This is a genomic window from Klebsiella sp. Ech2A, from assembly GCF_030078455.1.
Lineage (GTDB): Bacteria > Pseudomonadota > Gammaproteobacteria > Enterobacterales > Enterobacteriaceae > Klebsiella > Klebsiella terrigena.
Genome location: NZ_JAQGFU010000052.1, coordinates 1 through 25,787, shown reverse-complemented (window position 1 = coordinate 25,787; position 25,787 = coordinate 1). Strand labels below are relative to the sequence as shown.

At 56.0% G+C, this 25,787-nt stretch carries 27 protein-coding genes; 21 read left to right on the top strand and 6 right to left on the bottom strand.

The genetic code is table 11. The features are described from left to right. The 6 genes from ptsP to PFH44_RS12135 all read left to right on the top strand — a co-directional run. Positions 1-997 (top strand): phosphoenolpyruvate--protein phosphotransferase (gene ptsP / locus PFH44_RS12160; RefSeq protein ID WP_283825125.1); only part of this gene is annotated, 997 nt, incomplete at its 5' end. 163 nt (positions 998-1,160) lie between these two features. After that, entirely contained in the window at positions 1,161-1,478 is a 318-nt protein-coding gene (locus tag PFH44_RS12155; protein ID WP_283825124.1) for a PTS sugar transporter subunit IIB, read from the top strand. Positions 1,479-1,494: 16 nt separating this feature from the next. Next, entirely contained in the window at positions 1,495-2,715 is a 1,221-nt protein-coding gene (locus PFH44_RS12150; protein WP_283825123.1) for a PTS sugar transporter subunit IIC, read from the top strand. 64 nt (positions 2,716-2,779) lie between these two features. Continuing rightward, positions 2,780-4,225, top strand: a complete 1,446-nt coding sequence (locus tag PFH44_RS12145) for a glycoside hydrolase family 1 protein (protein ID WP_463671546.1) — start codon at positions 2,780-2,782, stop codon at positions 4,223-4,225. After that, entirely contained in the window at positions 4,222-5,133 is a 912-nt protein-coding gene (locus PFH44_RS12140) for a DMT family transporter (RefSeq protein ID WP_283825121.1), read from the top strand. Before PFH44_RS12145 ends, PFH44_RS12140 begins: the two co-directional genes overlap by 4 nt. A gap of 26 nt (positions 5,134-5,159) precedes the next feature. Further along, positions 5,160-7,091, top strand: coding sequence for a BglG family transcription antiterminator (locus PFH44_RS12135; protein ID WP_283825120.1), 1,932 nt, complete (start codon positions 5,160-5,162; stop codon positions 7,089-7,091). A 216-nt stretch (positions 7,092-7,307) separates the two neighbouring features. Here the strand turns inward: PFH44_RS12135 and PFH44_RS12130 are convergent, their stop codons facing one another. Both PFH44_RS12130 and PFH44_RS12125 read right to left on the bottom strand, forming a co-directional pair. Then, entirely contained in the window at positions 7,308-8,273 is a 966-nt protein-coding gene (locus PFH44_RS12130) for an alpha/beta hydrolase (protein WP_283825119.1), read from the bottom strand. A 234-nt stretch (positions 8,274-8,507) separates the two neighbouring features. Next, entirely contained in the window at positions 8,508-9,386 is an 879-nt protein-coding gene (locus PFH44_RS12125) for an NAD(P)-dependent oxidoreductase (RefSeq protein ID WP_045854714.1), read from the bottom strand. A 320-nt stretch (positions 9,387-9,706) separates the two neighbouring features. On the opposite strand from PFH44_RS12125, the gene PFH44_RS12120 reads away from it, so the two are divergent. The 3 genes from PFH44_RS12120 to PFH44_RS12110 all read left to right on the top strand — a co-directional run bounded on the left by PFH44_RS12120 (position 9,707) and on the right by PFH44_RS12110 (position 12,600). Further along, positions 9,707-10,150, top strand: a complete 444-nt coding sequence (locus PFH44_RS12120) for a DUF2231 domain-containing protein (protein ID WP_045854713.1) — start codon at positions 9,707-9,709, stop codon at positions 10,148-10,150. Continuing rightward, positions 10,143-11,447: a PQQ-dependent sugar dehydrogenase gene (locus PFH44_RS12115; RefSeq protein WP_283825118.1), complete on the top strand. Its 1,305-nt coding sequence runs from the start codon at positions 10,143-10,145 to the stop codon at positions 11,445-11,447. The genes PFH44_RS12120 and PFH44_RS12115 overlap by 8 nt, the downstream gene beginning before the upstream one ends. Positions 11,448-11,643: 196 nt before the next feature. Further along, the gene (locus PFH44_RS12110; RefSeq protein WP_283825117.1) at positions 11,644-12,600 is read left to right on the top strand and encodes a LysR family transcriptional regulator; all 957 of its coding nucleotides are present in this window, start codon (positions 11,644-11,646) and stop codon (positions 12,598-12,600) included. Positions 12,601-12,676: 76 nt separating this feature from the next. Here PFH44_RS12110 and PFH44_RS12105 read toward each other — a convergent pair whose 3' ends face one another. Continuing rightward, positions 12,677-13,141 (bottom strand): NanQ anomerase/TabA/YiaL family protein, encoded by a 465-nt coding sequence (locus tag PFH44_RS12105; protein WP_283825116.1) that lies wholly within the window; start codon positions 13,139-13,141, stop codon positions 12,677-12,679. 47 nt (positions 13,142-13,188) lie between these two features. Beyond that, positions 13,189-14,211: a LacI family DNA-binding transcriptional regulator gene (locus PFH44_RS12100; protein ID WP_052698706.1), complete on the bottom strand. Its 1,023-nt coding sequence runs from the start codon at positions 14,209-14,211 to the stop codon at positions 13,189-13,191. Positions 14,212-14,441: 230 nt separating this feature from the next. Here PFH44_RS12100 and PFH44_RS12095 point away from each other — a divergent pair, with 230 nt between their 5' ends. The 4 genes from PFH44_RS12095 to PFH44_RS12080 all read left to right on the top strand — a co-directional run bounded on the left by PFH44_RS12095 (position 14,442) and on the right by PFH44_RS12080 (position 18,478). Then, positions 14,442-15,455: a dihydroxyacetone kinase subunit DhaK gene (locus PFH44_RS12095; protein ID WP_283825115.1), complete on the top strand. Its 1,014-nt coding sequence runs from the start codon at positions 14,442-14,444 to the stop codon at positions 15,453-15,455. A 9-nt stretch (positions 15,456-15,464) separates the two neighbouring features. Next, positions 15,465-16,103 (top strand): dihydroxyacetone kinase family protein, encoded by a 639-nt coding sequence (locus PFH44_RS12090; protein WP_283825114.1) that lies wholly within the window; start codon positions 15,465-15,467, stop codon positions 16,101-16,103. 99 nt (positions 16,104-16,202) lie between these two features. Then, positions 16,203-17,102, top strand: a complete 900-nt coding sequence (locus tag PFH44_RS12085) for a dihydrodipicolinate synthase family protein (protein WP_045854708.1) — start codon at positions 16,203-16,205, stop codon at positions 17,100-17,102. Between the two features lie 68 nt (positions 17,103-17,170). Further along, positions 17,171-18,478 carry an MFS transporter gene (locus PFH44_RS12080; protein WP_045854707.1) on the top strand — a complete coding sequence of 436 codons (1,308 nt, stop codon included), beginning with the start codon at positions 17,171-17,173 and terminating at the stop codon, positions 18,476-18,478. Between the two features lie 245 nt (positions 18,479-18,723). Here PFH44_RS12080 and PFH44_RS12075 read toward each other — a convergent pair whose 3' ends face one another. Both PFH44_RS12075 and PFH44_RS12070 read right to left on the bottom strand, forming a co-directional pair. After that, positions 18,724-18,861 carry a hypothetical protein gene (locus tag PFH44_RS12075; RefSeq protein WP_283825113.1) on the bottom strand — a complete coding sequence of 46 codons (138 nt, stop codon included), beginning with the start codon at positions 18,859-18,861 and terminating at the stop codon, positions 18,724-18,726. A gap of 86 nt (positions 18,862-18,947) precedes the next feature. Next, positions 18,948-19,856: a LysR family transcriptional regulator gene (locus PFH44_RS12070; protein ID WP_283825112.1), complete on the bottom strand. Its 909-nt coding sequence runs from the start codon at positions 19,854-19,856 to the stop codon at positions 18,948-18,950. A gap of 87 nt (positions 19,857-19,943) precedes the next feature. Here PFH44_RS12070 and PFH44_RS12065 point away from each other — a divergent pair, with 87 nt between their 5' ends. The 8 genes from PFH44_RS12065 to PFH44_RS12030 form a co-directional block, all read left to right on the top strand. Beyond that, on the top strand, positions 19,944-20,174 hold the full coding sequence (locus tag PFH44_RS12065) for an aldo/keto reductase (protein ID WP_045854705.1): 231 nt from the start codon (positions 19,944-19,946) through the stop codon (positions 20,172-20,174). Positions 20,175-20,257: 83 nt separating this feature from the next. Then, positions 20,258-21,484, top strand: coding sequence for an MFS transporter (locus PFH44_RS12060; RefSeq protein WP_283825111.1), 1,227 nt, complete (start codon positions 20,258-20,260; stop codon positions 21,482-21,484). 10 nt (positions 21,485-21,494) lie between these two features. Beyond that, on the top strand, positions 21,495-21,644 hold the full coding sequence (locus PFH44_RS12055) for a hypothetical protein (RefSeq protein ID WP_283825110.1): 150 nt from the start codon (positions 21,495-21,497) through the stop codon (positions 21,642-21,644). 306 nt (positions 21,645-21,950) lie between these two features. Beyond that, a complete protein-coding gene (locus tag PFH44_RS12050) occupies positions 21,951-22,766 on the top strand; it encodes an N-acyl homoserine lactonase family protein (RefSeq protein ID WP_283825109.1) in 816 nt (271 codons plus the stop codon). A gap of 13 nt (positions 22,767-22,779) precedes the next feature. Next, on the top strand, positions 22,780-23,106 hold the full coding sequence (locus PFH44_RS12045) for an NIPSNAP family protein (RefSeq protein WP_133597208.1): 327 nt from the start codon (positions 22,780-22,782) through the stop codon (positions 23,104-23,106). Positions 23,107-23,138: 32 nt separating this feature from the next. Further along, positions 23,139-24,029, top strand: coding sequence for an NAD(P)-dependent oxidoreductase (locus tag PFH44_RS12040; protein ID WP_283825108.1), 891 nt, complete (start codon positions 23,139-23,141; stop codon positions 24,027-24,029). A 2-nt stretch (positions 24,030-24,031) separates the two neighbouring features. Further along, positions 24,032-25,462 carry an aldehyde dehydrogenase family protein gene (locus PFH44_RS12035; RefSeq protein ID WP_283825107.1) on the top strand — a complete coding sequence of 477 codons (1,431 nt, stop codon included), beginning with the start codon at positions 24,032-24,034 and terminating at the stop codon, positions 25,460-25,462. Positions 25,463-25,539: 77 nt separating this feature from the next. Continuing rightward, positions 25,540-25,787 (top strand): carboxymuconolactone decarboxylase family protein (locus PFH44_RS12030; RefSeq protein ID WP_283825106.1); only part of this gene is annotated, 248 nt, incomplete at its 3' end.

Here is a 25,787-nt window from a genome sequence, read left to right as displayed (position 1 = left end):
GTGGGACGGCCTGGAGGCGGTTATTGACGGCAATCGCGGCCGCATCTGCCTGACGCCCGATGGTGAAACGCGTCAACGCTATAAGGAGGAGCTGGAACAGCAGGCCCGACGGCGCGAGACGCTGCTCGCCGCCAAAGACGAACCGGCCATCACGCGCTGCGGACGCCGCATCGCGCTGTACGCAAATATCGGCTCGGCGCAGGAGCTGGCAGCGGCGCTGGACAACGGAGCAGAAGGCATCGGCCTGTTTCGTAGCGAATTTCTCTACCTCGGGCGCGAGGATCTGCCCGGCGAGGAGGAGCAGTTTGCCGCCTATCGCGACGTTGCCGAAGGCATGAACGGCAAGCGGGTGATTATTCGTACGCTGGATCTCGGTGCGGATAAACAGACCGCAGCGCTGCGCCTGGCGAAGGAAGACAATCCGGCGCTGGGCTGTCGGGCAATTCGCCTGTGCCTGTCGCAACCCGAACTGCTGATAACCCAGCTCCGCGCCATTTTACGGGCCAGCGCCTGGGGACGCATTGCCATTATGTTCCCGATGGTGGCGTCGCTTTGGGAAGTTCGGGCATTGAAAGCTCTCTACCAGCAGTGTCGCCAGCAGCTGGATGCGGAGGGTATCCCCTACCGGGCGGATATTGAGCTGGGGATCATGATCGAAACGCCCGCGGCCGCCCTGACCGGCGACCTGTTAGCGCCTGAGGTGGATTTCTTTAGTATCGGTACCAACGATTTAACGCAGTACACCCTCGCGGTCGATCGCCAGAACCAGGCCCTTGCCCCCTACGGCGATCCGACGCATCCGGCGCTATTACGCCTGATTGAGCAGGTCTGCGCCCACGCGCATCAGCATGGCGTATGGGTGGGCGTCTGCGGCGAACTGGCAGCAGATTTAGCGCTGAGCGAATATTTTATTCGTCTGGGTGTTGCTGAACTTTCCGTATCACCGCCGGCACTCTTGCCGTTAAAAAAAGCGATCCAGCAAATTATTTTGAAATAAAAACGTTCACTCAGCGTGATGCCGGTCACTTATTTTTATCGTTTGCGGCGTAAGTAAATATTTTCACTTCAACAGTGAAATAGCATATTTGAATGCCGGCAATAACGATGAGCATAATAAAATGACCCTACATCACAACACTTATATAAAGGTCTATACGCAAATGAAAAAATTAAACGTATTGCTGATTTGTGGCTCAGGAGCATCCAGCGGTTTTCTGGCCGCAAACATTCGCAAGGAAGCGGCAAAGCGCGGACTCGACTGCAGCGTCGTCGCCCGTAGCGAAGCCGAAGTTGAAAGCTTTTTACAGGAAATCGACTGCCTGATGGTTGGGCCACACCTCAAATATTTAATTCCGGAGCTGGAAGAGAAAGTGGCAACGATGAACATCAAAGTCATCTTAATGGATAAGTCATATTACTCCCTGCTGGATGGCGCTAAGGCGTTGGATCATCTTCTTAGCGAATTAAATAAAGGTTAAGCGAGGCATAACCGATATGCAAAAATTTATCGACTGGATGGAGGTGCATTTTGCGCCGCCAATGAACAAGGTCAACCGCAATGTCTGGGTTTTAACGCTTAAAGACTCAATCATGCAGGTGCTGCCGATGATCCTGGTTGGCTCGCTGGTAACCGTTTTATCGATTCTGAAAAATTTTCTGCCCTGGTTCCCCAACCTCTCGACAATATCCAGCTATACGATGGGGCTAATTTCCGTATTTATTGCATTTTTGATTCCATTTAACTATATGGAAAAAAAGAAAATCAATAAAATGCGCTTAATTGCCGGTATGTCCGGGGTTGCCCTGTTTATGATTATTGTCAAACTGCAGGAGGTTTCAGTCCTGCAGTTTAAATACTTTGGCGCCGGCGGGATGTTTGTGTCTATTATTGCCGGGATCTACGTTGCCTTTATTATGGGAATTGCCGGCAGGTATTCATTCTTTAAAGAAGACAGCGCGATTCCAGATTTTGTCCGGGTATGGTTTGATGCAATTATTCCAATCCTGGTGGTCACGGTGACCGGTTGGCTGGCGGTATATGTACTACAGCTGGATCTGTATCAAATATTACTTAATATTTTTATGCCGATCACCAGCTTCGCACAAACGCTGCCCGGTTTTTTACTGATTACCTTTTTAGGCGTGTTTCTCTACTCGATGGGGATCAGCGGCTGGGTGCTGTTCCCAATCACCAAACCTATTTTCCTCGCCGGTATTACCGCCAATATGGCGGCGGTGGCCGCCGGAGGGGTAGCCAAAAACATTGTGACGGCAGAAGTGCTCTATTCCGGGTGGGTGGCGATCGGCGGGATTGGCGCAACCCTACCGCTGGTCATTATGCTGGTCAGATCGAAATCTAAAAGATTGAAAGCGCTGGGGTCGGCATCGCTGGTTCCGGGGATCTTTAATATTAATGAGCCGGTTATTTTTGGCGCCGTCGCCTGGAACCCAATATTAATGGTACCGCTGTGGCTGCAGGGCATTATTTTACCGCTCATTACCTATGTCGTTCTCGATATGGGCGCCGTCAATATCCCGGCCGCCGTATTTGATATGTGGTACTGCCCGTTCCCTATTTCGACGTGGATTGTGTCGCAAGATTTAAGCGGGCTGGTGCTGTTCGCCGTTGTGGCGACCGTCAGTACGCTGATCTGGTATCCCTTCTTTAAAATGTATGAAAAACAGCAGGTTGAATCGGAAGCTGCGGCATCCTGAAACCATACTTTATATCCTGTTCCCGAATAGCGGCCGGCCGGCCGCTTAATAAAAGGAGTGACCTATTTTGACTACTAAACGCGTTCCTGATGGATTCCCCAAGACCTTTCTCTGGGGCGGCGCGGTCGCCGCTAATCAATGTGAAGGAGCCTGGCAGGAGGATGGCAAAGGATGGTGCGTGGCGGATATTAACCTTTTCCGTAATGACGTCGCGCTCGACAAAAAATACAACGAAGAGATCACTACCGAATATATCCGCAATGCGATGGCGGACGACCAGGGCGTTTATCCGAAACGTAATGCCATCGATTTTTACCACACCTATAAAGAAGATTTGCAGCTGCTAGCCGCCACCGGCATGAACGCTTTCCGTACCTCGATCAACTGGTCGAGAATCTACCCTAACGGCGACGATCGGGAAGCAAACGAGGCCGGACTGCAGTTTTACGATAATCTGATCGATGAGATTATCGCCAACGGCATGGAGCCGGTGATTACCCTCTCCCACTATGAAATGCCGCTGCATCTGACTACCGCCTATAGCGGCTGGTATTCACGAGAGCTGGTTGATTTCTTCGTTCGCTACTGTGAGACGGTCTTTACCCGCTATCAGCACAAAGTGAAGTACTGGATTATCGTGAATCAGATCAACCTGATCGTTCATGAGTCATTCAACCACCTCGGGATTGCGGAAGACAAAGTCGCCAATCTTGATGAAGCAAAATATCAGGGGGTGCATAACGAGATGGTCGCCTGCGCGAAAGCCACCGAGATTGCGCGCCGTATCAACCCGGAATTTCGTATCGGCATGATGTTTGCCGACGGTATTAGCTATCCCGCGACCTGCAAGCCGGAGGACGTGCTGGCGACCGTACGCCGCAATCAAATGGAGTATTTTTACGGTGATGTGCTGCTGCGCGGCCGCTATCCGGGATATGCGTTCCGCTATTTTGCCGAGCATAATATTCAGCTGCATTTCTATCCCGGCGACGAAGAGGCTTTACGCAATACCGCCGATTTTCTCGCCATCTCCTATTACTACACCCGCATAAGCGACGCGCAGAGCGTGCTGAAGCATAAAACGTCCTACCCTAACCCCCATATTCAGGCCAGCGACTGGGGATGGGGCATCGATCCCATCGGCCTGCGCACCAAGCTCAACCTCTACTGGGATCGCTATCAGGTTCCTATCATGATTGCCGAAAACGGGATTGGCGCATTCGACAAGAAAGAAGCGAATGGCGAGGTTAATGACGACTATCGCATTGATTATATGAGTACTCACCTGGCACAGGTGAAAGAAGCGGTCCGCGACGGCGTTGACGTCATGGGCTACTTCCCCTGGGGGCCTATTGATATCGTCAGCTGTTCCTCTTCGGAGATGAGCAAACGCTACGGCTTTATCTATGTTGATTTAGACGATTACGGCCGGGGCAGCGCCGCGCGAAGTCCGAAGAAAAGCTATAGCTGGTATCAGCGGGCGATTGCCAGCCACGGTGAAGAGCTTTGATAGCATCAGAGAAACCCGCATTGCTGGCGCTGGGCGCCGGCATTTGCTGGGGTACGTCAGGCGTGGTCATGCGCCATCTTGGCGCCTGCGGCTTCACGGCGGCCGAAATCGGCGCCCTGCGCCTGACGGTTGCCGCCGCGGCGGTGAGCCTCATTGCGCTGCGCCGCCCCGGCGGAATGCGTATCCATCTGCGCCAGCTTCCCTCGCTGGCGATGATGGGCGCAGGCTGCCTGTTCTTCTACTCGCTGTGCTACGTGCTGTCGGTACGGGAACTTTCGCTCTCGCTGACCGCGGTGCTGGTTTATACGTCGCCGGCCATCGTCATGCTGCTTTCGGTCCGGATATTTCATGAACCGCTGACGCCGCGTAAAACGGTAGCGCTGGGGCTAACCTTAGGCGGGATCTGCCTTGCGGCCGGTATCTCCCCCGCGGCGCAGCACTATTCCGCGCGCGGGATCGGTTTTGATCTTCTCGCCGCGCTGCTGTATGCGCTTTACGCCGTGCTGGCGAAGATAGAGGCGCGGCGCGGCAATCCGCTGACGGTAACCGCCTGGTGTTTTATCTTCGGCGCCGCGGCGGCGCTGTGTGCGATCGATATCCCTCATGGGCTTGGTATCCTGCAGGCGGCGCCCGAGTCGCTAGCCTGGATCGCCGTTATCGGCATACTGAACACGGCGCTACCCTATCTGCTTTATACTCAGGCGATCGGCCAGGGGGAAGCGAGCAAGGCGGCGATGATGGCCTCGATAGAACCGGTCGTGGCTACGCTGTCAGGAATGATATTTTTCCATGAAACCCTGGGACTGTGGGCATGTTTGGGCATGCTGCTGACGATCGCCGGGCTCATGGTGATGAACCGCTCGCCGCGGCGGGAAGGCTCCCTATCGGCAGGCTCAGGTCCGCGCTGAAACGCGTCAGACAAACAGGAGAGGAAATGCAAAACAAGCATCTGAAACTGCTGCGGCTGTTTCTCGACGGCGCTGACGCGCAAACCGCACAGATGCTGGCTATGAACATGGCCGTCAGCGATCGCAGCGTGAAGAACTACATCGCCGAGATAAATGCAAATGAGCCCGGGCTTATCCAGTCCTCGCATCGCGGCTATGCGGTGGACAAGGAGCGCATCATGCGCGTGCTCTCCAGCCATGCCCATAAAATGCCGCAAACGCCGGAAGAGAGGATTAACTATCTGTTGACCCAGCTCCTCAATAGTCGCCAGCCGGCGGCGCAATTGCCCGACCTGTACGGTCTGAGCGATGTGCTGTGCGTCAGCTATGAAACCGTCAAAAAAGATCTGCTGCTGGTGAGAAAAAAACTGAAGGACTTTAATCTGTACCTCACCGTGACCAACGATTGCCTGGCGGTTGAGGGGCTGGAGCAGGACAAACGAAGGATGTTTTCCAGCATTCTGTACGCGGAGTTTAGCGCGAATATCCTCAGCCTGACGGAAATCGGACGGATATTTCCCCGCTACGACATCGACCTGCTGGTCTCTATTCTGGTCGAATCATGCAAATCCTGGCACTACTTCATCAACGAATATGCGTTGCTAAGCCTGGTGCTGGATGTCGTTATCAGCATTGACCGCATTCGTAACGACCACACCTTTAATCCGTGTTCCGCCGCCTCGCCCGCTGCCGGTGAAAGAAAATATGATGAGCGCGAAACCACGCTGGCGCGTCACGTCATTAATCAAATTGAGCAGCACTTCGAGGTGATGTATAGCGAACAGGAGGCCGAAGCCCTCACCGTGGTCCTGCTCAGCAGCCTTATCAGAATCGACATGGACGAAATCCACGCCGGCAATATCGAGATGCTGGCCGGCAAAGAGTGCATGGAGCTGGTGGCGATACTGTGCAAAGAAATGCGGCGCTATGATTTTATTGATGGCGACAGCGAGCAGTTCCTGGTGCGTTTCACCATCCATATTAAAAATTTGCTGGTGCGGCTTCAGCATGGGCACGTGACCCGTAATCCCTTGACTGAACAGATTCGGACATCCTGCCCGCTTATTTTTGACTGCGCGGTAGCGATTTCGGAAAAAATTCGCCAGGCCACCGGCTTCACCGTGGACGAGCATGAAATTGCCTATATTGCGCTGCATATTGGCAGCATTTTGGGCAATCAGATCGCCGGACAAAATAAGGTGAGCTGCGTGCTGCTGGTGCCGCACTATCATAATCATACCAATCAGCTGATATCGCAGATTGACAGCCTGTTCGGCCAGCAGCTTATTATTCGGGCGATCGTGACCTCCTATGAAGAGTTTGCCAACCTGCCGGCACCTGACTTTCTGATCTCCACGCTGCGGATCCCGCAGACCCTGATGGAATGGGTCTATATTAATCCGTTCCTGACCGACAGGGATATTTCGGCCCTGCAGTATAAGGTTGAGCGGGTACGGCAGAAGAAGAAACGGGCCCGGCTGCTGGAAAATTTGCAGCTTATCTCCAACAAAAAACTCTTTTTCCATAATCCGCCGCTGGCGGATGAAAATGAGGCGATTCCGTTTATGGCGGACGCCCTGCACCGTCACGGCTACGTGGATGCGGATTTCGTGCACGATGTTTTCCAGCGGGAGCACAACTACTCCACCACCTTTGGCAATATCGCCGTTCCGCATTCAATGAAGATGAATGCGAACAAAACCGGGCTCTGCGTCGTGATTAGCGAAAAAAGCTTTCCGTGGGGCAATAATATGGTCAACGTGGTGCTGCTATTTTCGATTAATCAGGCCGAAAGAGCTCTGTTCTACGATATTTTCGATAACCTTATCGTATTGCTCCTCGAGCCGCCAAATTTGAAAAAGGCCAGCGAATGCCGCACGTGGCAGGAGTTTGTCACCACTATCATTGAGTGTTTTTAAAGCAAAGGCCGCGCGTGCAGCAATTTACGGCGTGAGAGTTCATGTCTGTCGAGCGGTGAATCCCCTGATTCTGGCTGGCGGTATGCCCGCATCCAGCCGCAGCTCCGTGCGCCACGCCCGGCGCAGTGAGGGTCTGTCTTTCTGATAACAGCCGACCGCGCATCATAAGCTGATAAATAGGGGCCGTGGACAGCGCTGTCCGCCCACAGCCCTCCTTCAGCGGCTGGCGGACTTATCACATTGTGATATCCCGAGCGTCCTTCCGGTACTCATGTGCAATAACGCGCTCCGAAAAGAGGCGTTCAGCATCGGTCCGTGCGTCACCCCGGGATAATCCCAGTATTCCACCGCGAGCCCGCTTTGCCGCATGGCGGACACGCCGTTGTGGATTTTACTCATCGTATCAGTAGGTTGCGTTTGCGTATTTTTCCCCGGAGATGCGGATCCCTCCATGAAAAACAAACTATTATGACAATATTGCGCTTTATCGCTCGCCGTTAGCCGGGCCAATAACGAGAAGTTGTCTCTTCCCAAAGAGGGGCTGGCGCTGTAGTACGAACGGAAGAAAGAGGACGACAGCCATGAATCCAGGACGAACAGGCCGCCGTAAGAATGCCCCCAGACACCGCGCCGTTCAGGATCGATTTTAATCCCCCGTTCTGCATTCGGCGCGATACGCATCTCCAGCAGCCGGCGAAAATCCTCGCTGCCGCCGCCTTTACGCCGGTAGCGCCCGCTCTTCCCCTCCGCCTCCCCGTTCTTCACTTCCAGCGCGGGCGTATAATCATAGGCCCGGGCATTCAGATCGAAGGGTAGATTGGTCTGGTAACCCACAGCGACAATGACGGGAGGGGATTTTTCCGCTAGCTGCTTAAGCAACGGCTCCGAGAGACGATCCATCACCGCATTGCCATCCAGCATATAAAGGATGGGGTAGCCCGACGCCGGCGCTTTTTTATCCGGAATACCGGTCCAGACCCGGTAATGTCTCTTTCCGTCAGCCGAGTCGAAATTTTCGACCCTGAAATGGTAAAACGCAGAGCCGCGATCGGCGATATTCGGCCCCAGCGGCGCCATATCCGGTTTAGCATACCCTTTCGCGCCGTAGAGGAGAGCCACACAAACGAGCGCTGAAAACAGCATCCTGCAACGCCCCCCGTTTCGATACTCGCGAGCGTACATCCGTTATTATTCCTTTTTTAGCGGTGAAATTTAAACTGACTACATTACAGACAGTTAGCATAAATGGCTATCGAAACAGGCGGGTACGCTGCGGCGTCGCGGGGCCATCGATAAGCGCCGCGCCATCGCGCATCATCATGACCGCCGGTATAAACGCTGGCGCAGCTGCTGCGCGCGGGGGACCGCCGCGTCTCTGGGTCAGGCGAAGAGCGCGGCGGGGTTTCAGGTAGGCCCTCAGCGCTTGTCTGCCGGCTGGCCCGCAAGCCAGGCATAAACCGCCGCCAGATCCTGACCGGCATAGCCATCTGCGGCCGCCTCTTCCCAGCAATCGGCGATTTTGCTCAGGATTGGCAGCTCCGTGTCTTCGGCCGCATCGAGCGCCAGATTGGCATCTTTTAGCGCGTGGCCGAGCTGCATTTGCGCAGGGAAACGGTTTTCCGCAATCATCTCCAGCTTGCCTTTGACATAGGGTGCCGCCAACGGGCCACCATCCAGCGCTTGCCAGAACTCTGCCGGGGTAAAGCCTAATTTCGCCGCCAGCAATGCGCTCTCGGCCACGCCTTCCATCATCGTAATCAGCCAGGCGTTCAGCACGAGCTTCATTTTCTGACTGCTGCCGGCCTCACCAAACCATTGCGTGCGGCGCGCAATGGCGGCAAATACGCGCTCGGCCGCCGCGCCTCGCTGACGATCGCCGCTGGCGAGTACCAGAATTTGCGCATTCTCGGCCGGTTTTTTGGTCCCCGAAACCGGGGCGTCGAGATAGGTTGACGAAGGAGACAGGGATTCCAGCAGGCCGATGGCTTCCCGGGTCTCCTCAACGCCAATGGTCCCCATCTGGCAAAAAACAACCCCTTCCCGGCACCCCGGGGCGATCTGCTGGATCACCTGCAGGGTGGCTTGCGCATCGGTCAGGACTGACAGAATCACCTCGGCAGATTCCACCGCCTGCCGCGGCGTCGCATGCCGGATGAGCCCGCCGGCCAGCAGATCGTCCCCGCGTTCTGGCGAACGGTTCCAGCCGTGGACGGTGAAACCATTTTTTAGCAGATTGCTGGCAAAAGCGTGCCCCATCGCACCCAGCCCAAGAACGGCGACAACCGGTAAATTCATTCCATACTCTCCCACATCACGATTAACATCCCACGCAGTTTCCCCTGGCTTTGCCCGGAGCGCTCCGCGTAGTCGATTTAGCTGAATATCACCATAACTAACTATAACACCATCAGGTATGGTGATTTCTGCAAAACAGATTTCCGCATATTGATATATCGAACTTATTAACAATATGTATAATTATTTCCGCGTTTATAATGTTAATACCGACTCATTAGCCAGGTTATTTAGCATGCTGTCATGCGCCTCTTCTCATAACGTTATTGACAGCAGAAACCTCTGCACGCCTTTATTCTCCCTGACGAGGAACTGATAATATGAGTGAAAACTCTTATGGCCGGCGTAATACGCTGGCGACGATAATTTATAATCTTCTCAACCCCGTGCCGTATGGCTTTTTTATTGCCGGATGGATCTTTGATATTATTTATCTCTACAGCACCAACGTCATGTGGGGAAAAAGCGCCAGCTGGCTTATTGCCCTGGGGTTGATTTTCGCCATCGTTCCGCGGCTGATTAATCTCGCGCAGGTCTGGTTCGTCGCCCCTTCCCCGCGACTCCCGGCGGCAAAAATTGATTTCTGGCTGAACGTCATCGCCATTATTTCAGCCATTGTGAATTGTTTCGTCCACAGCCGCGATGCTTACGCGATTGCGCCACAAAATGTGGTCTATTCGACCCTCACCGTTATCTGCGTGCTGCTTGCCAACATTATCAGCTCCTCCTGCCATACAAAAAATAAAGGTTATCGCCATGAATAGAATATTACTGCCCCTACCAGTAATGTTAACGCTGACTTTGGTCCTTGCGGGATGTGATGAAAAAGCGAAACTGTCCCCTGATCAACAAACCGGGCCGGATCCGCTGATGCCAAAAGCACAGGATTACCTGATGCCGCCGATGCAGGTTCCGTCCGGCGTCGGCTGGAAAGCGGGCGCGCAGCCTGACGTTGCCGAGGGGCTGAGCATTGAGAAGATGGCTGACGGTTTCCTGCATCCGCGCATGGTCTACGTCCTGCCCAACGATGATGTGCTGGTGGTTGAAAGCAACAGCCCCGGCGAGGAGCCGCTGACCACGCCGAAACAGCTGATTGCCGGGATAGTAAAAAATCAGTCCGGCAAAGGCGGTAAAGGCGGTAACCGCATTACCCTGCTACGCAAAAGCGGCAGCGGCTGGGAGAAACATGTTTTCCTCGAACATCTGCACTCTCCGTTCGGCGTACAGCTGATTGGCAACAATCTGTACGTAGCCAATACCGACAGCATCATGCGTTATCCCTATCAGCAGGGCGAAACGCACATCAGCGATGCCGGAACCGAACTCGCCGACCTGCCGAATACCATCAACCACCACTGGACCAAAGCGCTGCTGGCGAGCCCCGACGGTAAGAAGCTGTACGTCGGCGTCGGCTCCAACAGCAATATTACCGAGAACGGCCTGGACGTAGAGTATCGTCGCGCCAACATCCTTGAGGTCGATACCGCCACGGGAGCCAGCAGGATCTTTGCCAGCGGCATCAGGAACCCGACGGGCCTCGGCTGGGAGCCGCAGAGCGGGAGGCTGTGGGCGATTGCCAACGAACGCGATGAGATAGGTGCCGATCTGGTTCCCGATTATCTGACCTCCGTTCAGGACGGCGGTTTTTACGGCTGGCCCTGGAGCTATTTCGGCCAGCACATCGATCGCCGCGTCCAGCCGCCTCGCCCGGACAAGGTCGCCAGGGCCATCAAGCCGGACTACGCCCTGAGCTCCCACGTTGCGCCGCTGGGAATGCAGTTTTATACCGGGCAGATGCTGCCGCAAAAATACCGCGGCGGGGTCTTTATCAGCGAGCACGGCAGCTGGGATCGCTCACCGCTCAATGGCTATAAGGTCAGCTTCGTCGCCTTTAAAGCGGGCCAACCGGTCGGTAAGCCGGAGAGCGTGGTCAGCGGTTTTGTCTCACGGGATGAGAAAGAGCTGTATGGCGCTCCGGTAGGACTTGCCCAGGATAATCAGGGGGCGTTAATTATCGCCGATGATGTCGGAAATAGCGTCTGGCGCGTCACGGCAAAATAACGTCATGCCATTAATCATCCGGCTTCCTGCCGTTGGGGAAGCCATTTTTATGCATCGACCATCAGTATCCATGAATATTGCAGGGAATACCTGGGGAAGCAAAGTGATAAGCTGTAAAGTCAGGACCGTTATTGCTAAGTGGCTACACCAATGGGTTGCTGAAAAGACATTCATCATAAATGAGACGTAAAATTCGATGAACCATTTATCCGCAATCAGGACCTTTGTCAGCGCCGCCGATCATAAAAGTTTTAGCGCCGCAGCCAAAGCGTTAAATATAGAAGTATCAACCGCCTCTCGTCATATTTCTGAACTGGAAGAGTATTTACAGGTGACGCTGTTTAACCGCTCCACCCGCGGATTAACGCTGACGGAAACCGGGGATTTTTTCTACTCTCATGCCCGACAGCTGCTCCTGCAATGGGAGGAAGCGCGTCATTTAACTTCCGCGCTGGATAAACACCCCTCCGGCCTGCTGCGCATCAGCGTACCCAGTACCTTTGGTCGACTACACGTCATGCCTTTTGTCGATGAGTTTCTCCGCCTGCACCCCAACATCTCTCTGGATATCAGTTTTAATGATGAGATACAGGATCTGATTGAAGCGCGAATCGATTTGAGTATTCGCATTGGGGTGCTGCCGGACTCCTCCATTCACGCTCGCAAACTGGCCTCTCAGACGCGCGCCGCGTGGGCCAGCCCGCGGTGGATCGCGCAAAATTGCCCTCCGGTCGTTCCCGGCACCGGCGGCGACGGGCAGAAAGAGATGAATATTGTGATGTTTTCTCGCCTGCACGGCGCCGGGTGGTATACGCGCAGAGCCGGATCGGAAGATGAATGGCAGCGGATACCGATTAACTATCGGCTTAGCGTCAGCGATAGCGCCGCGATGCTTTACGCCTGCTGCAACCACGCCGGGATTGCGATTCTGCCCAACTGGTTATCCCGTGAGGAGGAGGAAAAAGGCCATATCCAGCGGGTCTTTCCGGACTGGGAGTTTAGTATGTTCCCCAGCGAAACCGCCATCTGGATGCTCTATCCGCAAAAGCGAATTTTACCGCACAAGGTCAGAACCTTTATTGATTTTATGGTTGAGAAAGTCGGAACCCCGCCGTACTGGGAAGTGCAGCCCCCTGTTTATCAAGAGCAATAGCCCGCGCTATCGTTCGCCTTGAGGATTAACGCAACGGTCATCGGCAACCCTTGCGTTAATCACGCCGCGTTCACTCTTACCGCGGATAAGGGAATTTCACCACCAGCTTTTTGACGCTACTGGCGCGACCGGCGGCATGGCACATGGGCTTATGGATTTCGCCGGGATAAAAAACAACAAATTCGCCCTTATTCAGCACCACTGAGCCATTCGTGCTGCTGTGCTCTAAAAAATAAAGATCGGTTGCAGCAGGTGCTATCCCGTGCTCGTCCAGATCCGGCGGCGTCGTTCTGAAATAAATTCTTTCCGTGCCGCTGATCACCAGCTGAATATCGCCATAGCGTTTATGGAATTCGGGTTGATGACCGGTCTCGGGCTTCGTTTCGCCTTCGCTGACGATATAGAACCACTCCTGCCCGGGTACAGCATATTTCCCGGGCGGCGTATTTATCAGCGCCGATAGTTCAAGTTCGGGATGATTCAGTATCTCCGTTAATGCAGTAGAATCATGGCTGACATTATCTAAGCTTGATATGATCATAATACCCTCAATAATAGGTGATGGTTGATGCTAAATAACGTAATCCATCATGGCTTTGCGCAAGGTTGACGCACGCTTTTTCTTTTAACCAGCTCTCCGCTGAGCAACACGCTGGTATGATTGTTATTCCGCCCCGCGTCTATTTTACTGACCAGCAAATCAACGGCGGCGGCGCCCAGCTTTTTATTACCTACCTTCACGGTGGTCAGCGCGGGTTCCATCACGCCGGAGACCGGCAGATCGTCAAAGCCGATAACCGAAACATCGTCGGGCACGCGGAATCCACGTTCATGTAGCGCTCTGATGCAGCCGTAGGCGACGATGTCATTAATACAAAAATAGCCTTGCGCAATTTTTTCTGTCGCCCCGATATGGCTGAGCATGGCCTCATATGCCGATTGGGCGTTCGGACTGACGCAAACCAAATTCTTCTCTGCGGATCTCAGCCCGATCGTCGGTACCAGTTCATGAAATGCCTGCTCACGCTGTCTGAAATTAGGCGTATGCGCATCGCTGTATACCAGCCCAATATCCTCTATTCCGGCACGTTTGAAATGGTGAAGAATATTGTAAATCGCCGCGCGATTATTCATGTTAATAAAATCAAAGGGTAAAAAATCATTCACATTATCGATAATCACAAAGGGAACTGATAATCGGCGCAGGGGCGTAAAGTCCCCCTGCTCGAACTCGGTGCCAAGGATGACCAGCCCATCGGCGAGGGCCCCGCTATTCTGCGACCTGACGATTTCTTCAACGCTTTTTTTGTCATAGCCCACGACCTCAAGCGCATAGCCGTATTTTCCGGCCTGTTCAATAAGCCCATCAATATATCCACTGATAAACAGGTTATGCGCCTCGTTGATCGTTTCACCGTGTAAAGCAATTTTCAGGAATCGCAATACGCCGCGAATTTCTCGCGCCGAAGATTGTTGATAATTTAATTCATGGGCAATTTTCAGGATTTTCTCCCGCGTCTCTACGGACAATCCTTTTTTACCGTTAATCGCTATCGATACCGCGCTCAAAGAAACGTTGGCCTTTTTAGCAATATCTTTAATTTTAACCATATTGAGAATTCAACCCTATGTATTACAAGCTTTATTTGACGATCTTATATTTTATAAACCCTAGCCTGTTAGTGCATTTAAACATGTGACAAGAATCACAATTCTTTTTTCTTAAAATAATTTTAGTAAAATTTTAGTTTACGCCGTGGTGGACCAATTTCATTATCAAAACAGATATCCGGCGGGTATCAAGCCATTAATTAAATATCAGCCCTGTAAGGATTTACCAAATGAAGAAGTTCGTTAATAACCCTGGTGAATATGTGGCGGAAATGCTCGAGGGAATTTACGCGGCGCACCCCCGATACCTTAAATATGCCGATAACGATCGCCACTGCCTGGTGACCGCCCAGGAGACTCGCCCGGGGAAAGTTGGCATTGTCACCGGCGGCGGTTCGGGTCATCTGCCGCTGTTTCTCGGGTACGTCGGGAATAATTTGCTCGATGGCTGCGCCGTCGGCGATGTTTTTCAATCGCCGTCCGCCGATCGGATTTTACAGGTGACAAAAGCGGTGGATAAAGGGGCCGGCGTACTCTACCTGTATGGCAATTACAGCGGAGACATCCTCAACTTCGACATGGCCTGCGAGATGGCGGAGATGGAAGATATCAGAACGCTATCCGTACGCGGGGCCGATGACGTCGGCTCGGCCCCGGCTGAGCGGGCGGCAACCCGGCGCGGCGTAGCCGGCATTTTTTTCATGTATAAAATCGCCGGCGCCGCCGCCGCGGCCGGTTTATCCCTCGATGACGTCGCCAGACTGGCTAAACAGGCCGGCGATTGCACCAGAACGATTGGCATTGGGCTCTCACCCTGCATCATTCCTGAAGTGGGTCACGCCGCTTTCTCGGTGGCCGAGAATGAAATGGCAATTGGCATGGGTATCCATGGCGAACCCGGAATTTCAACAGCCGCGCTCGGCACCGCCGACGAAATTATTGACCGCATCCTGCCCCTGCTTCTTAACGAACTGAATTTTAACCCCGGTGACCGCGCTGCCGTTCTGCTTAATGGCCTGGGTGGCACGCCTCTGGATGAGCTTTACATTCTTTTCCGCCGGGTCAAGCAAACGCTGGATGAACGCGGCATCACCGTATTCCACGCGTATCAGGGGGAGTACGCCACGGCAATGGAAATGACCGGGTTTTCATTATCCCTTTGTAAGCTCAACGATGAGCTGGCGGGCTACCTCGCCACCTCCGCCTGTACCCCCTTCTTCTCTCAGCCGGAACTGGATGGCTAAAGGTACGATATGAAAACTGAACTGACGTTTAACGATACGACAGGCCTTATTGCCGCGTGGTCTGCCGAAATGAGCCTGAAGCGGGATGAATTGATCAAATTAGACCAGGCCGTGGGCGATGGCGACCTTGGCATCACGATGCAAAAAGCCTTTCATGCCGCGCAGCAGATACGGCCCGAGTTTGAGAAAGGGATTGCTCATTATCTCGTTCAGTGCGGCTTTGCGATGGCCAGGGCGGCGCCATCGACAATGGGAACGCTGATGGCCACCGGCTTTATGCGCGGGGGAAAAGCGCTGGCGTCGGAGCTGATGACGCTCAGCGCCGCGGATCTGGCCACCTTCTTCAGCGCCTTTACTCAGGGTATTGCCGAGCGGGGAAAAGCCCAGCCCGGAGAGAAAACCGTGCTGGATGTCTTATTGCCGGCCAGCGACGCGTTAGCGCAGGAAACCGCGGCGGGAGCGCCGCTCGGCCGCGCGGCGAAAGCCGCTCATGCCGCCGCGATGGCCGGGCTGGAAGCAACCCGAACCATGTTTCCACGTCACGGTAAAGCAGCGGCGTTTGCCGACAGCAGCGCGGGTACGGAAGATCCCGGCGGCACCGCCGCGCTGATTCTTTTTAGCGTGCTTAGCCGCTACGTTAATCACTAACAAGACGACTCACCTTTATTCAGGCAGTAAAAATCCGGAACTCCCGGCGTCCGTCGCTCGTTTTCCGGAATATATCCTTCAACATCTGACGAGGTCTCTGTGAAAAAATTATATGGCATCACCACAGCAATGATTACACCGTTTAATGACGACGACACCATTAATTATGACAGCATCGAAGCGCTAACCGATTTTCTTGTTGAGAAAGGCGTGCACTGTCTTTATCCGCTGGGCACCACCGGCGAAATGTTGCGCCTCAGCGAACAAGAGCGGAAGAAAGTTGCCGAAACCGTCATTAAAAGAAATAACCAACGAGCGACGGTTTATATTCACGTCGGTGCGATGACCACAGCAGAAACGCTGTCGCTTGCCCGGCATGCGGTAGAGGCCGGGGCTGACGGAATCGGCGTCGTGACCCCGTCATTCTTCGGCGCTAACGACCGTGAGCTTGAAGCCTGGTTTGTCGCCGTCGCCAATGCCGTTCCGCACGATTTCCCGGTGTATCTCTACAATATCCCGCAGTGCGCCGCGAACAATCTCTCTGCTGACGTCGCCCAGCGCGTTGCGGATAGATGTAAGAACGTCGTGGGGATTAAATACAGCTATCCGGACTACCTCACCGTCAACCAGTACCTTGCCATCAAGGACTATGATTTTTCCGTAATGGTCGGCGCCGACCGCCTGTTTCTTCCGGCACTGGCGATGGGCTGCGATGGCGTGGTTTCAGGGGTTTCCTGCGTTTACCCGGAGCCTTTTATCAAAATTTATGAGGCCTTTAATCGCGGAGATATTCCGGGCGCACGCGCCGCCCAGCGCCAGGCGAATAAATATTGCGAACTGCTGAAAAACGGCGGCAATATGTCCTACTTTAAAGAAGGACTTAAATATCGCGGAATTAATGCCGGCGGGATGCGCGCGCCGCAATTAAATATTACGCCTGAAGAGGTGCAGAGCCTGATTGCCGGGCTGGCCGAACTGGAAACCTCAGCCCCTATTTAACTTCGACGAACAATATAAATTTTAAACAAATAACGTCGATGCCAAGATGAAGTTTAGAGGATTCTTTCATGAGAAGAACAGACTCTGTATCCGTACCTGATAATGCCCTCAGCCAGAATAAAGTTAACGTCATTCCCGGAGCAAAGCTCAGATGGTATCTGGTGGTGATTATTTTGCTGGCCGCGGTGGTCAACTATCTCGACCGCGCCAATCTCAGCGTCGCGAACTCGACCATTGCCGCTGAATTTGGCCTGTCGTCATTTCAGATGGGATTACTGCTATCGGCTTTTCTGTGGCCCTATGCGCTGGCCAATCTCCCTGCCGGGTATCTTGTCGACCGCTTCGGCCCCAAAAAGATGTTTTCCTTTGCCGCCGGGGGCTGGTCGCTGGTGACGATATTCTGCGCGTTTGCCAACGGGTTTGGGATAATGTACGCCCTGCGCATGCTGCTGGGCGTAACGGAATCGCCATTTTTTACCTCCGGCGTCAAGGTCACCAATAGCTGGTTCAGTAAAGAAGAGCGCGGCTTTCCAACCGCCCTGTTCAACACCGGGTCGCAGATTGCCAATGCCATCGCGCCGCCGGTACTGACGATCCTCATGCTGACCATGGGCTGGCGAGGCATGTTTATCGTCATTGGGGCTCTCGGGCTGGTGATTCTGCTCGCATGGCTGCGGTTTTATCGCGAACCCACCGCGGAAGAGGCCCCGCAAGACAAAATTGTCGACCACCATCAGCCCTCTTCCGCCCCCTCCCGCAGCTGGGGTTCCCTGTTCCGCGAGCGCTCGACGTGGGGGATGGTCGTAGGCTGTTTCGGGATTTACTTTACGGTCTGGGTCTACCTGACCTGGCTGCCGCGCTACCTTGAGCACGATCGTCACATGAGCCTGATGAATACCGGCTGGCTGGCCGCCATCCCGTTCTTTGTCGGTATTTTTGGCGTGCTGCTGGGGGGCGTTATTTCAGACTTCCTGATTAGAAAAGGCATGAAAGCCATTACCGCGCGTAAGATCCCGATCGTCGGCGGAGCGCTGATTGCGGCATGCGCAGTGGCGCCGGTACCTTACATTGAAAGTACGCCGCTGTGTATGTTGTTACTGACTATTGGTTATTTCGCCGCACAGCTGCCTTCAGGCGCGATCTGGGCGCTGGTGACGGATGTCGCGCCCGCGGGCTCGGTCGGCTCTCTCGGCTCCATTCAGAATTTCGGCGGTTTCCTGGGCGCAGCGCTGGCCCCTATCGTTGCCGGCTTAATTCTCGATACCACCAATAACTTTACCTATGTCTTCCTTGCCGGCGCGGCGCTGTTATTGCTCGGGGCTCTCAGCTATGCCTTTGTTCTGAAAGAACCTATCAGGAGTGAGGAACATTCGTAGCGCTGACGAGGCTTAGCCCGGTGCACCGGGTTCGGGATCAGACTCCTGATTACGGCTGGATCGTATTCGGAGCTAAAGAACCTCTTTAGTTTGAGGTATCAGCCTGGCCTAATGCAGGACGGGACGGCCCCAATCAAACCGGCATACTGAGAAGGTCAGAAATGAAAAACCCCAGGCAATTTAATTGCCTGGGGTTTATATTTGGCGGAGCATAGGCTACCTGGCATGGAAAATTATCCTCTAATTTACTTGCAATTCCGACTGATACTTTTTTTCAAAAGCATCAATTCGGGCTTACCGGTTGCCGGGTCGGGTAAGGTGACGATCTGCCGCGCGTAGAACTCTTCGACGGTGGAGACCGGGAACACCGGCATGGCGTTCATGCCTGTCGCCACTGCTCCCCATTCTATTGCCGGAATTCCAGCACCATGCCGCGCACCGGAACGGCGCTATTACGGACGGGGGGATGCTACAACATCGCCTCGCGCATCATCTCGATCAGTTTTCTCAGGCCCGGATGGAGCTGCCTGCGGCTGGGGTAATACATTACCATCGGCTCATCTTCGCATATCCAGCCGGGAAGCACCTGCACCAGCTGCCCGCTCTCCAGCAGCGGGCGCGTCCGCACGTCCAGACAGTAGGCCAGTCCGAAGCCGTTCAGGGCGGTATCGATAATCATCTCGGTTTCATTAAGGATCAGCGAGCCGGGAACATCCAGCGCCAGCGCCTCCCCGGCGTGTTTAAGCTGCCATTTATATACCGTCCCGTTGCCGAGGCGCATACGGATACACTGATGCTGAAACAGATCGTCGGGGTGGTCCAGAGGAAGATGGGCGTTACGGGTCAGATAGGTCGGGGAAGCCACCACAATCCACTTCAGCTTGCGGGTCAGCGGCATGGCAATCATGTCGCGCGGCACGCTTTCGCCGTAGCGGATCCCGGCGTCATATCCGCTGCCGATGATATCCACCAGCGTATTATCGACGGCGATCTCCAGCTGCAGCCGCGGGTGCATGGCCATAAATTTCGCCAGCACCGGCGCAAACAGCAGCTGGGCCGCATCGCGGGGGATATTAATCCGCAGCCGCCCCACCGGCGATTCGCGATAATGATCCAGTTCATCCAGCGCCAGGCGGATATGGGAAAAGCCCGCTTCCAAATGGCCAAGCAGCGCCTCGCCGGCATCGGTCGGCACCACCGAACGGCTGGTGCGGTTGAGCAGACGCACGGCAAGCCGTTCTTCCAGCCCGCGCATGGTATGACTCAGCGCGGAAGTCGAAACACCAAGGTCCGCAGCCGCAAGGCGAAAGCTTTTACGCCGACAGATAGTTAAAAATACGTTCAGATCGGCGAGCTCGCCGCGAACCGGTGCTGGCATAAAAGTGCCCTCTGTCGTCAAGGATTCGTTGAAATTAATTCAACTTAACATGAGTTAGTATAGAGCCAACTATCGACAGGAGGAAACATGGCAATCGAAACCATCCACATCGCCGGCATTTCACAACCGGTCAGCCGTATCGGTCCTGGCACCTGGGCAATGGGCGGCAGTATGTGGGGCGGCAGTCGTGACGAACAGTCGATTGCCACGCTGCACGAAGCGCTGGACCGCGGCATTAATCTTATCGATACCGCTCCGGCTTACGGCTTTGGCCACTCGGAAGAAGTGGTCGGCAAGGCGCTGGCGCACCGCCGCTAATCGCGGCCAAAATCGCTGACGCGCCCCGTGCAGTTCGCTGCACGGGGCGCATTTGTTGTTCACCTGCACAAGTCAAAATAAAAATGATCTCATCGCTCAATGAACACCCTCGCGATAAGGATGCTGATGAAGTTTCCCTCTCGCGCACCGCTCTGCTGAAGGCGCTGTTTGCGCTCGGCACCGGCGGTTTCGCTATCGGTACCGGCGAATTTGTCATTATGGGTCTGCTACCCGATGCGGCCAGCGGGCTGCGCGTCTCGATCCCTTCCGCCGGCCATCTGATCAGCATCTATGCGCTCGGCGTGGTGGTCGGCGCGCCGCTGCTGGCGGTTCTCGGCGCGCGCTGGGCGCGGCGGGACTTTCTGGTAGCCCTGATGGCGATGTTTGCCGCGGGTAATCTGCTCAGCGCCGTTGCGCCGGGCTACTACTCCATGCTGCTGGCGCGCTTCCTCTCCGGGTTCCCGCACGGCACCTTCTTCGGGGTGGCGGCGCTGCTGGCCGCCAGCCTGGTGGATCGCACTAAGCGCGCCCGGGCGGTCTCGATGGTGCTGCTGGGCCTGACTATCGCTAACCTGCTGGGAGTTCCGGCGGTGGCCGCCATCGGGCAGCTGTTCGGCTGGCGAAGCGCCTTCGCTATCGTCGGCGGTCTGGCGGTGCTGACGCTGATTCTGGTTCGCGCCTGGGTGCCCGGGCGCGCCGGCGATAAGGCGGCCAGCCCGCTGCGCGAGCTGACGGCGCTGACCAGCAAGCAGGTGCTGCTGACGCTGGCCATCGGCGCCATCGGCAGCGGCGGGATGTTCTCAATCTTCAGCTACGTGAAGCCGACGATGCTGGAGCTGGCCCACCAGCCGGTGGCGATGATCCCGGTGATTCTGGCGATGTTTGGTCTGGGGATGATTATCGGCAACATCGTTGGTGGCCGCCTGGCGGAGCGCGGTCTGGAAAAAACCATTCGTCTACTGCTGGTCTGGGCGATTGTGGTGATGAGCGCCTACGTGTATACCGCGCATTACGCGTGGCCCGGCGCGATCACCGTGATGCTGGTGGGCACCATGGTGTCACTCTCCTCGGTCCTGCAAATTCGCCTGATGGATGTCGCCGGCGATGCGCAAACCATGGCGGCGGCGATGAACCACTCCGCGTTTAACATCGCCAATGCGCTGGGCGCCTGGCTGGGCGGGGTCACCATCTCCTCCGGTTTCGGCTGGCAGTCCACCGGCTGGGTCGGGGCCATCCTCGCGCTCTGCGGCCTGCTGATCCACGCCTGGGCGGCGATCGATGCCCGTAAACGCGCCCCTTTACCCCATTGAGGATGATGTGATGACCCTAACCCTGGCGCTTGCTGAAGCCCTGATTGCCGGCGGCATCGCGCTACGCAATGCTCAGGGCGTGGTTATCGGCGCCAGCAAAGAGCAGGACCGGCAGATTGCCGCTTTTGCCACAGCGGCAGTTACCGCGCCCCGCGCATAGCCACGGCGGACGGCGCATACGCCTTCGCGTCACCGCGCCGCCCTCCCGCCCGTTCCCCTTCGCCTTTTCTCCCCTCCAGCGGCTCGGATCATCCCAGCGGGGATAGCCTCGCTTTCATTAAAAATCCGCCAAATCTAAGTGACAAAATCGAACCGACATCACATTAAGCCGCGCTTTACCGGCCAGCGGTCGAAATTTGTGAAACCGATCATACTTGTATTATTGCATTATTGTCATACAAGATTGTAACCTCTTTACTACAAAAAACGATCGTGCAGTTATCGACCTTTTAACAAGGAGTCAACTATGTCTTCCGGCGTTGAACAGTATCGAATCTACGCAATCCGCTATGCCCACCACCATCGGATGGCGCGGGACAACTTTATCGGCGGCGATCTCCATGACGGCCCGATGCCCATCGACTACTTTATCTGGGTGATCCAGAACGACGCCCGCACCATCGTGCTGGATACCGGCTTCGATGAGCAGATGGCGCAGCAGCGCGGGCGCACCATCATCCATCCGATCGCCGAAGGCCTGGCGCAAATTGGTGTCGATCCGGCAAGCGTCGCCGACGTCATTATCAGCCATATGCACTACGACCACGCCGGCAACCACGCGCTGTTCCCGGCCGCGACCTTCCATCTGCAGGATCGCGAAATGGCCTTCTGCACCGGGCGCTGCATGTGCCACCACGAAGTCCGTCATCCCTTCGATGTTGAAGACGTGAAAGCGATGGTTGATAAACTGTTCGCCGGCCGCGTCCGCTTTCATAACGGCGACGGCCAGCTGGCGCCGGGCATTACCCTGCATCGCACCGGCGGCCACTCTGACGGCCTGCAGATCGTGCGCGTCAATACCGCCCGCGGCTGGGTGGTACTCGCCTCGGACGCGGCGCACTTTTACGCCAATATCGAGCAGGGCCGCCCCTATCCGGTGGTGTTCAACGTTGGCGATATGATGGAAGGCTACGACATCGTCAAAGGCCTGGCCGACTCCGCCGACCATATCGTTCCCGGTCACGATCCCCTGGTTCTACGCCGCTACCCGGCTTTTTCAGCCGAAACGGAGGGGTGGATCGTCCGCGTCGATCGGCAACCGCTGCCGGTTTCTTCATGCTGAAAAGGAGCACCCCATGATCGTTGAAATGCGCATTTACCACTGTATGCCGGGCCGCCTACCGGCGCTGCTGGAACGTTTTCGCCATACCACCCTCGGTTTCTTTGAGAAATACGGTATTAAACAAATTGGTTTCTGGACGACCGCCGTCGGCGAGAGCAACCACACCCTGACCTATCTGCTGAGCTGGGAAGATATGGCCGAACGCGAAAAATGCTGGAATGCGTTCCAGGCCGACGTGGCGTGGCAGGAGAAGCGCGCGGAGAGCGAGCGTCAGCAGGCCATTGTTTGCCGTATCGAAAATAGCTTTCTGCTACCCACTGATTTTTCGGCGCTGCGCTAGCGCCGCCGTTTCTGTCGTTAAGAGAGGTTGACGTGAAAAATATCCACACCGTGGGATTTATTGGTTTAGGCATGATGGGAACGCCCATGGCCACCTGCCTGAGCGAGGTGGGCTACGCCCTGCTGCTGCATGACGCCGATCGGTCGCGCGCCGGCGCGCTGGCGGAATCGCTGCGCGCCGGGCTGCTGTCAGCGGACGGCGCGGTCGGCCTGGACGTGCTCATCACCATGCTGCCCAACTCCGACATCGTCGAGGAGGTGCTGTTCGGCCAGCGGTGGGCCGAACGCCTGCCCGCCGGCGCGGTGGTCATTGATATGAGCTCCTCCGTGCCGTCCCGCTCGCGGGATCTGGCGCAGCGCCTGCAGCAGCAGGGCTTACATTATCTCGATGCCCCGGTTTCCGGCGGCGTCAAGCGCGCGGAACAGGGCAAGCTGGCCATTCTGGTCGGCGGCGAGGAGGAGGTGCTAGCCCGCTGCCGGGCGCTGCTGTCGGCGATGGGCAGTTCCGTCCTGCATATCGGTGCCGCCGGCAGCGGTCACGCGGCGAAGGCGCTGAATAACTATGTTTCCGCCGCCGGGCTGACCGCCACGGTGGAAGCGCTGCAGGTTGCCCGCCGTTTCGGCATCGACCCGCAGGTGATGACCGATGTGCTAAACGCCTCCAGCGGCCGCAGCAACACCTCAGAAAACAAGGTGAAACAATTTATGCTGAGCGGCAGCTACGCTTCAGGCTTTGCCCTGAAGTTAATGGATAAAGATCTGCAAATCGCCAAAGGGCTGGCCACCGCGGTCGATTATCCGCTGCGTCTCGGCGAGCAGTGTATCGATCTCTGGCACCAGTGCGCGGCGACCGTATCGGCCAGCGCCGACCATACGGAAATGTACCGTTTGCTGGACGATAACGCGCCATCCACAGGAAACTGATCATGTCCCATACCACACAGTTTTATATCGATGGCGGCTGGGTTGATCCGGTCGCGCCGCGCTGGTTCACGGCGATCGATCCGGCCACCGAGCAGCCCATTTGCCAGTTAGCCCTCGGGAATGTGCAGGACGTCGATCGGGCGGTCGCCGCCGCGCGCCGGGCCTTTCCCGGCTGGGCTGAAACCGCGGTTGCCGAACGCATCGCGCTATTAAAACGCATTCTGAGCGGGTATCAGCGCCGCTACGACGAGTTTGTCGACGCGATTCATCGCGAAATGGGCGCGCCGCGCGCATTCGCCCGCGACGGGCAGGCGGTACGCGGCGTAGCCCACCTGGAGACGCTGATTGCGGTGCTGGAAAATTTCGCCTTCGAAGAACGGCGCGGCAGTACCCGCCTGCGCCTGGAGCCGATCGGCGTTTGCGGGCTGATAACCCCCTGGAACTGGCCGGTGAATCAGGTGGTGGTGAAAGTGCTGCCGGCGCTGGCGGCGGGCTGCACCATGGTGCTGAAGCCCAGCGAATACTCCCCGCTCAGCGCCCTGCTGCTTGCCGAAGTGCTGCATGACGCCGGAGTGCCCGCCGGGGTGTTCAACCTGGTCAACGGCGACGGCCCCGGCGTCGGCGCCGCCCTGGCGGCGCACCCGGACGTAGAGATGGTCTCGTTTACCGGCTCGACCCGCGCCGGGATCGAAGTCGCCAGGCTGGCCGCTCCGGGCGTCAAGCGCGTGGCGCAGGAGCTGGGGGGCAAATCGGCCAACCTCCTGCTGGATGATGTCGATCTGCAAAACGCCGTGACCCGCGCGGTCGCCGCCTGTTTTACCAATAGCGGACAGTCCTGCTCAATCCCGACGCGTTTACTGGTCCCCCGCGCCCGGCTGGATGAGGTCAACGCCATCGCGCGCCGGGCCGCCATGCAGTATCGCTCGGGGCCAGGCGACGATGATAAACCCCGGCTCGGCCCGCTGGTCAACCGCACGCAGTTTGACCGCGTTCAGCAGCTTATTCAGTGCGGCATCGATGAACGGGCGGAACTGCTGATCGGCGGCACCGGCAGGCCAGCAGGCGTCGAGAAAGGCTACTACGTGCAGCCGACGATTTTCAGCCGGGTCACTCCCGACATGACCATTGCCCGCGAAGAGATCTTTGGCCCGGTGCTCTGCATCCTGCCCTATGACGATGAAAACCAGGCCATCGATATGGCCAACGGTTCCGACTACGGCCTGGCCGCCTACGTGCAGTCTGGCGATCCCGAACGCGCGCGGGCGATAGCCCGGCGGCTGCGCGCCGGCCAGGTGCATATCAACTATCCCCCCGCGGATTTTCACGCTCCCTTCGGCGGCTATCGCCGTTCCGGCAACGGACGCGAGTGGGGAGAGGCCGGCCTGCGCGAGTATCTGGAGGTGAAGGCGATGATCGGCTATCACCCGGCCTGATCGGCCAAAAAATTTTAGCTATTTTTAGTGTCATACAATCATACGAAAAATGAGGAGTCGCTCCTCAAGGAGGCATGATGGAAGAGAGTGAACTGTTTCAACAAGGCTTTGCGAACCGCAAAGAGGTTTTAGGCGAGGCGCATGTGGATAAATCCTGGGCCAGCGCCGACGACTTTAATCGCCCCGTCCAGCGGCTGGTGACGGAGTTCTGCTGGGGCCGGGTATGGGGTGACGAAACGCTGCCCTTTAAAACCCGCAGCATGCTCAACATCGCCATGCTGACCGCAATGAGCCAGCACCACGAGCTGGCGGTTCACGTCCGCGG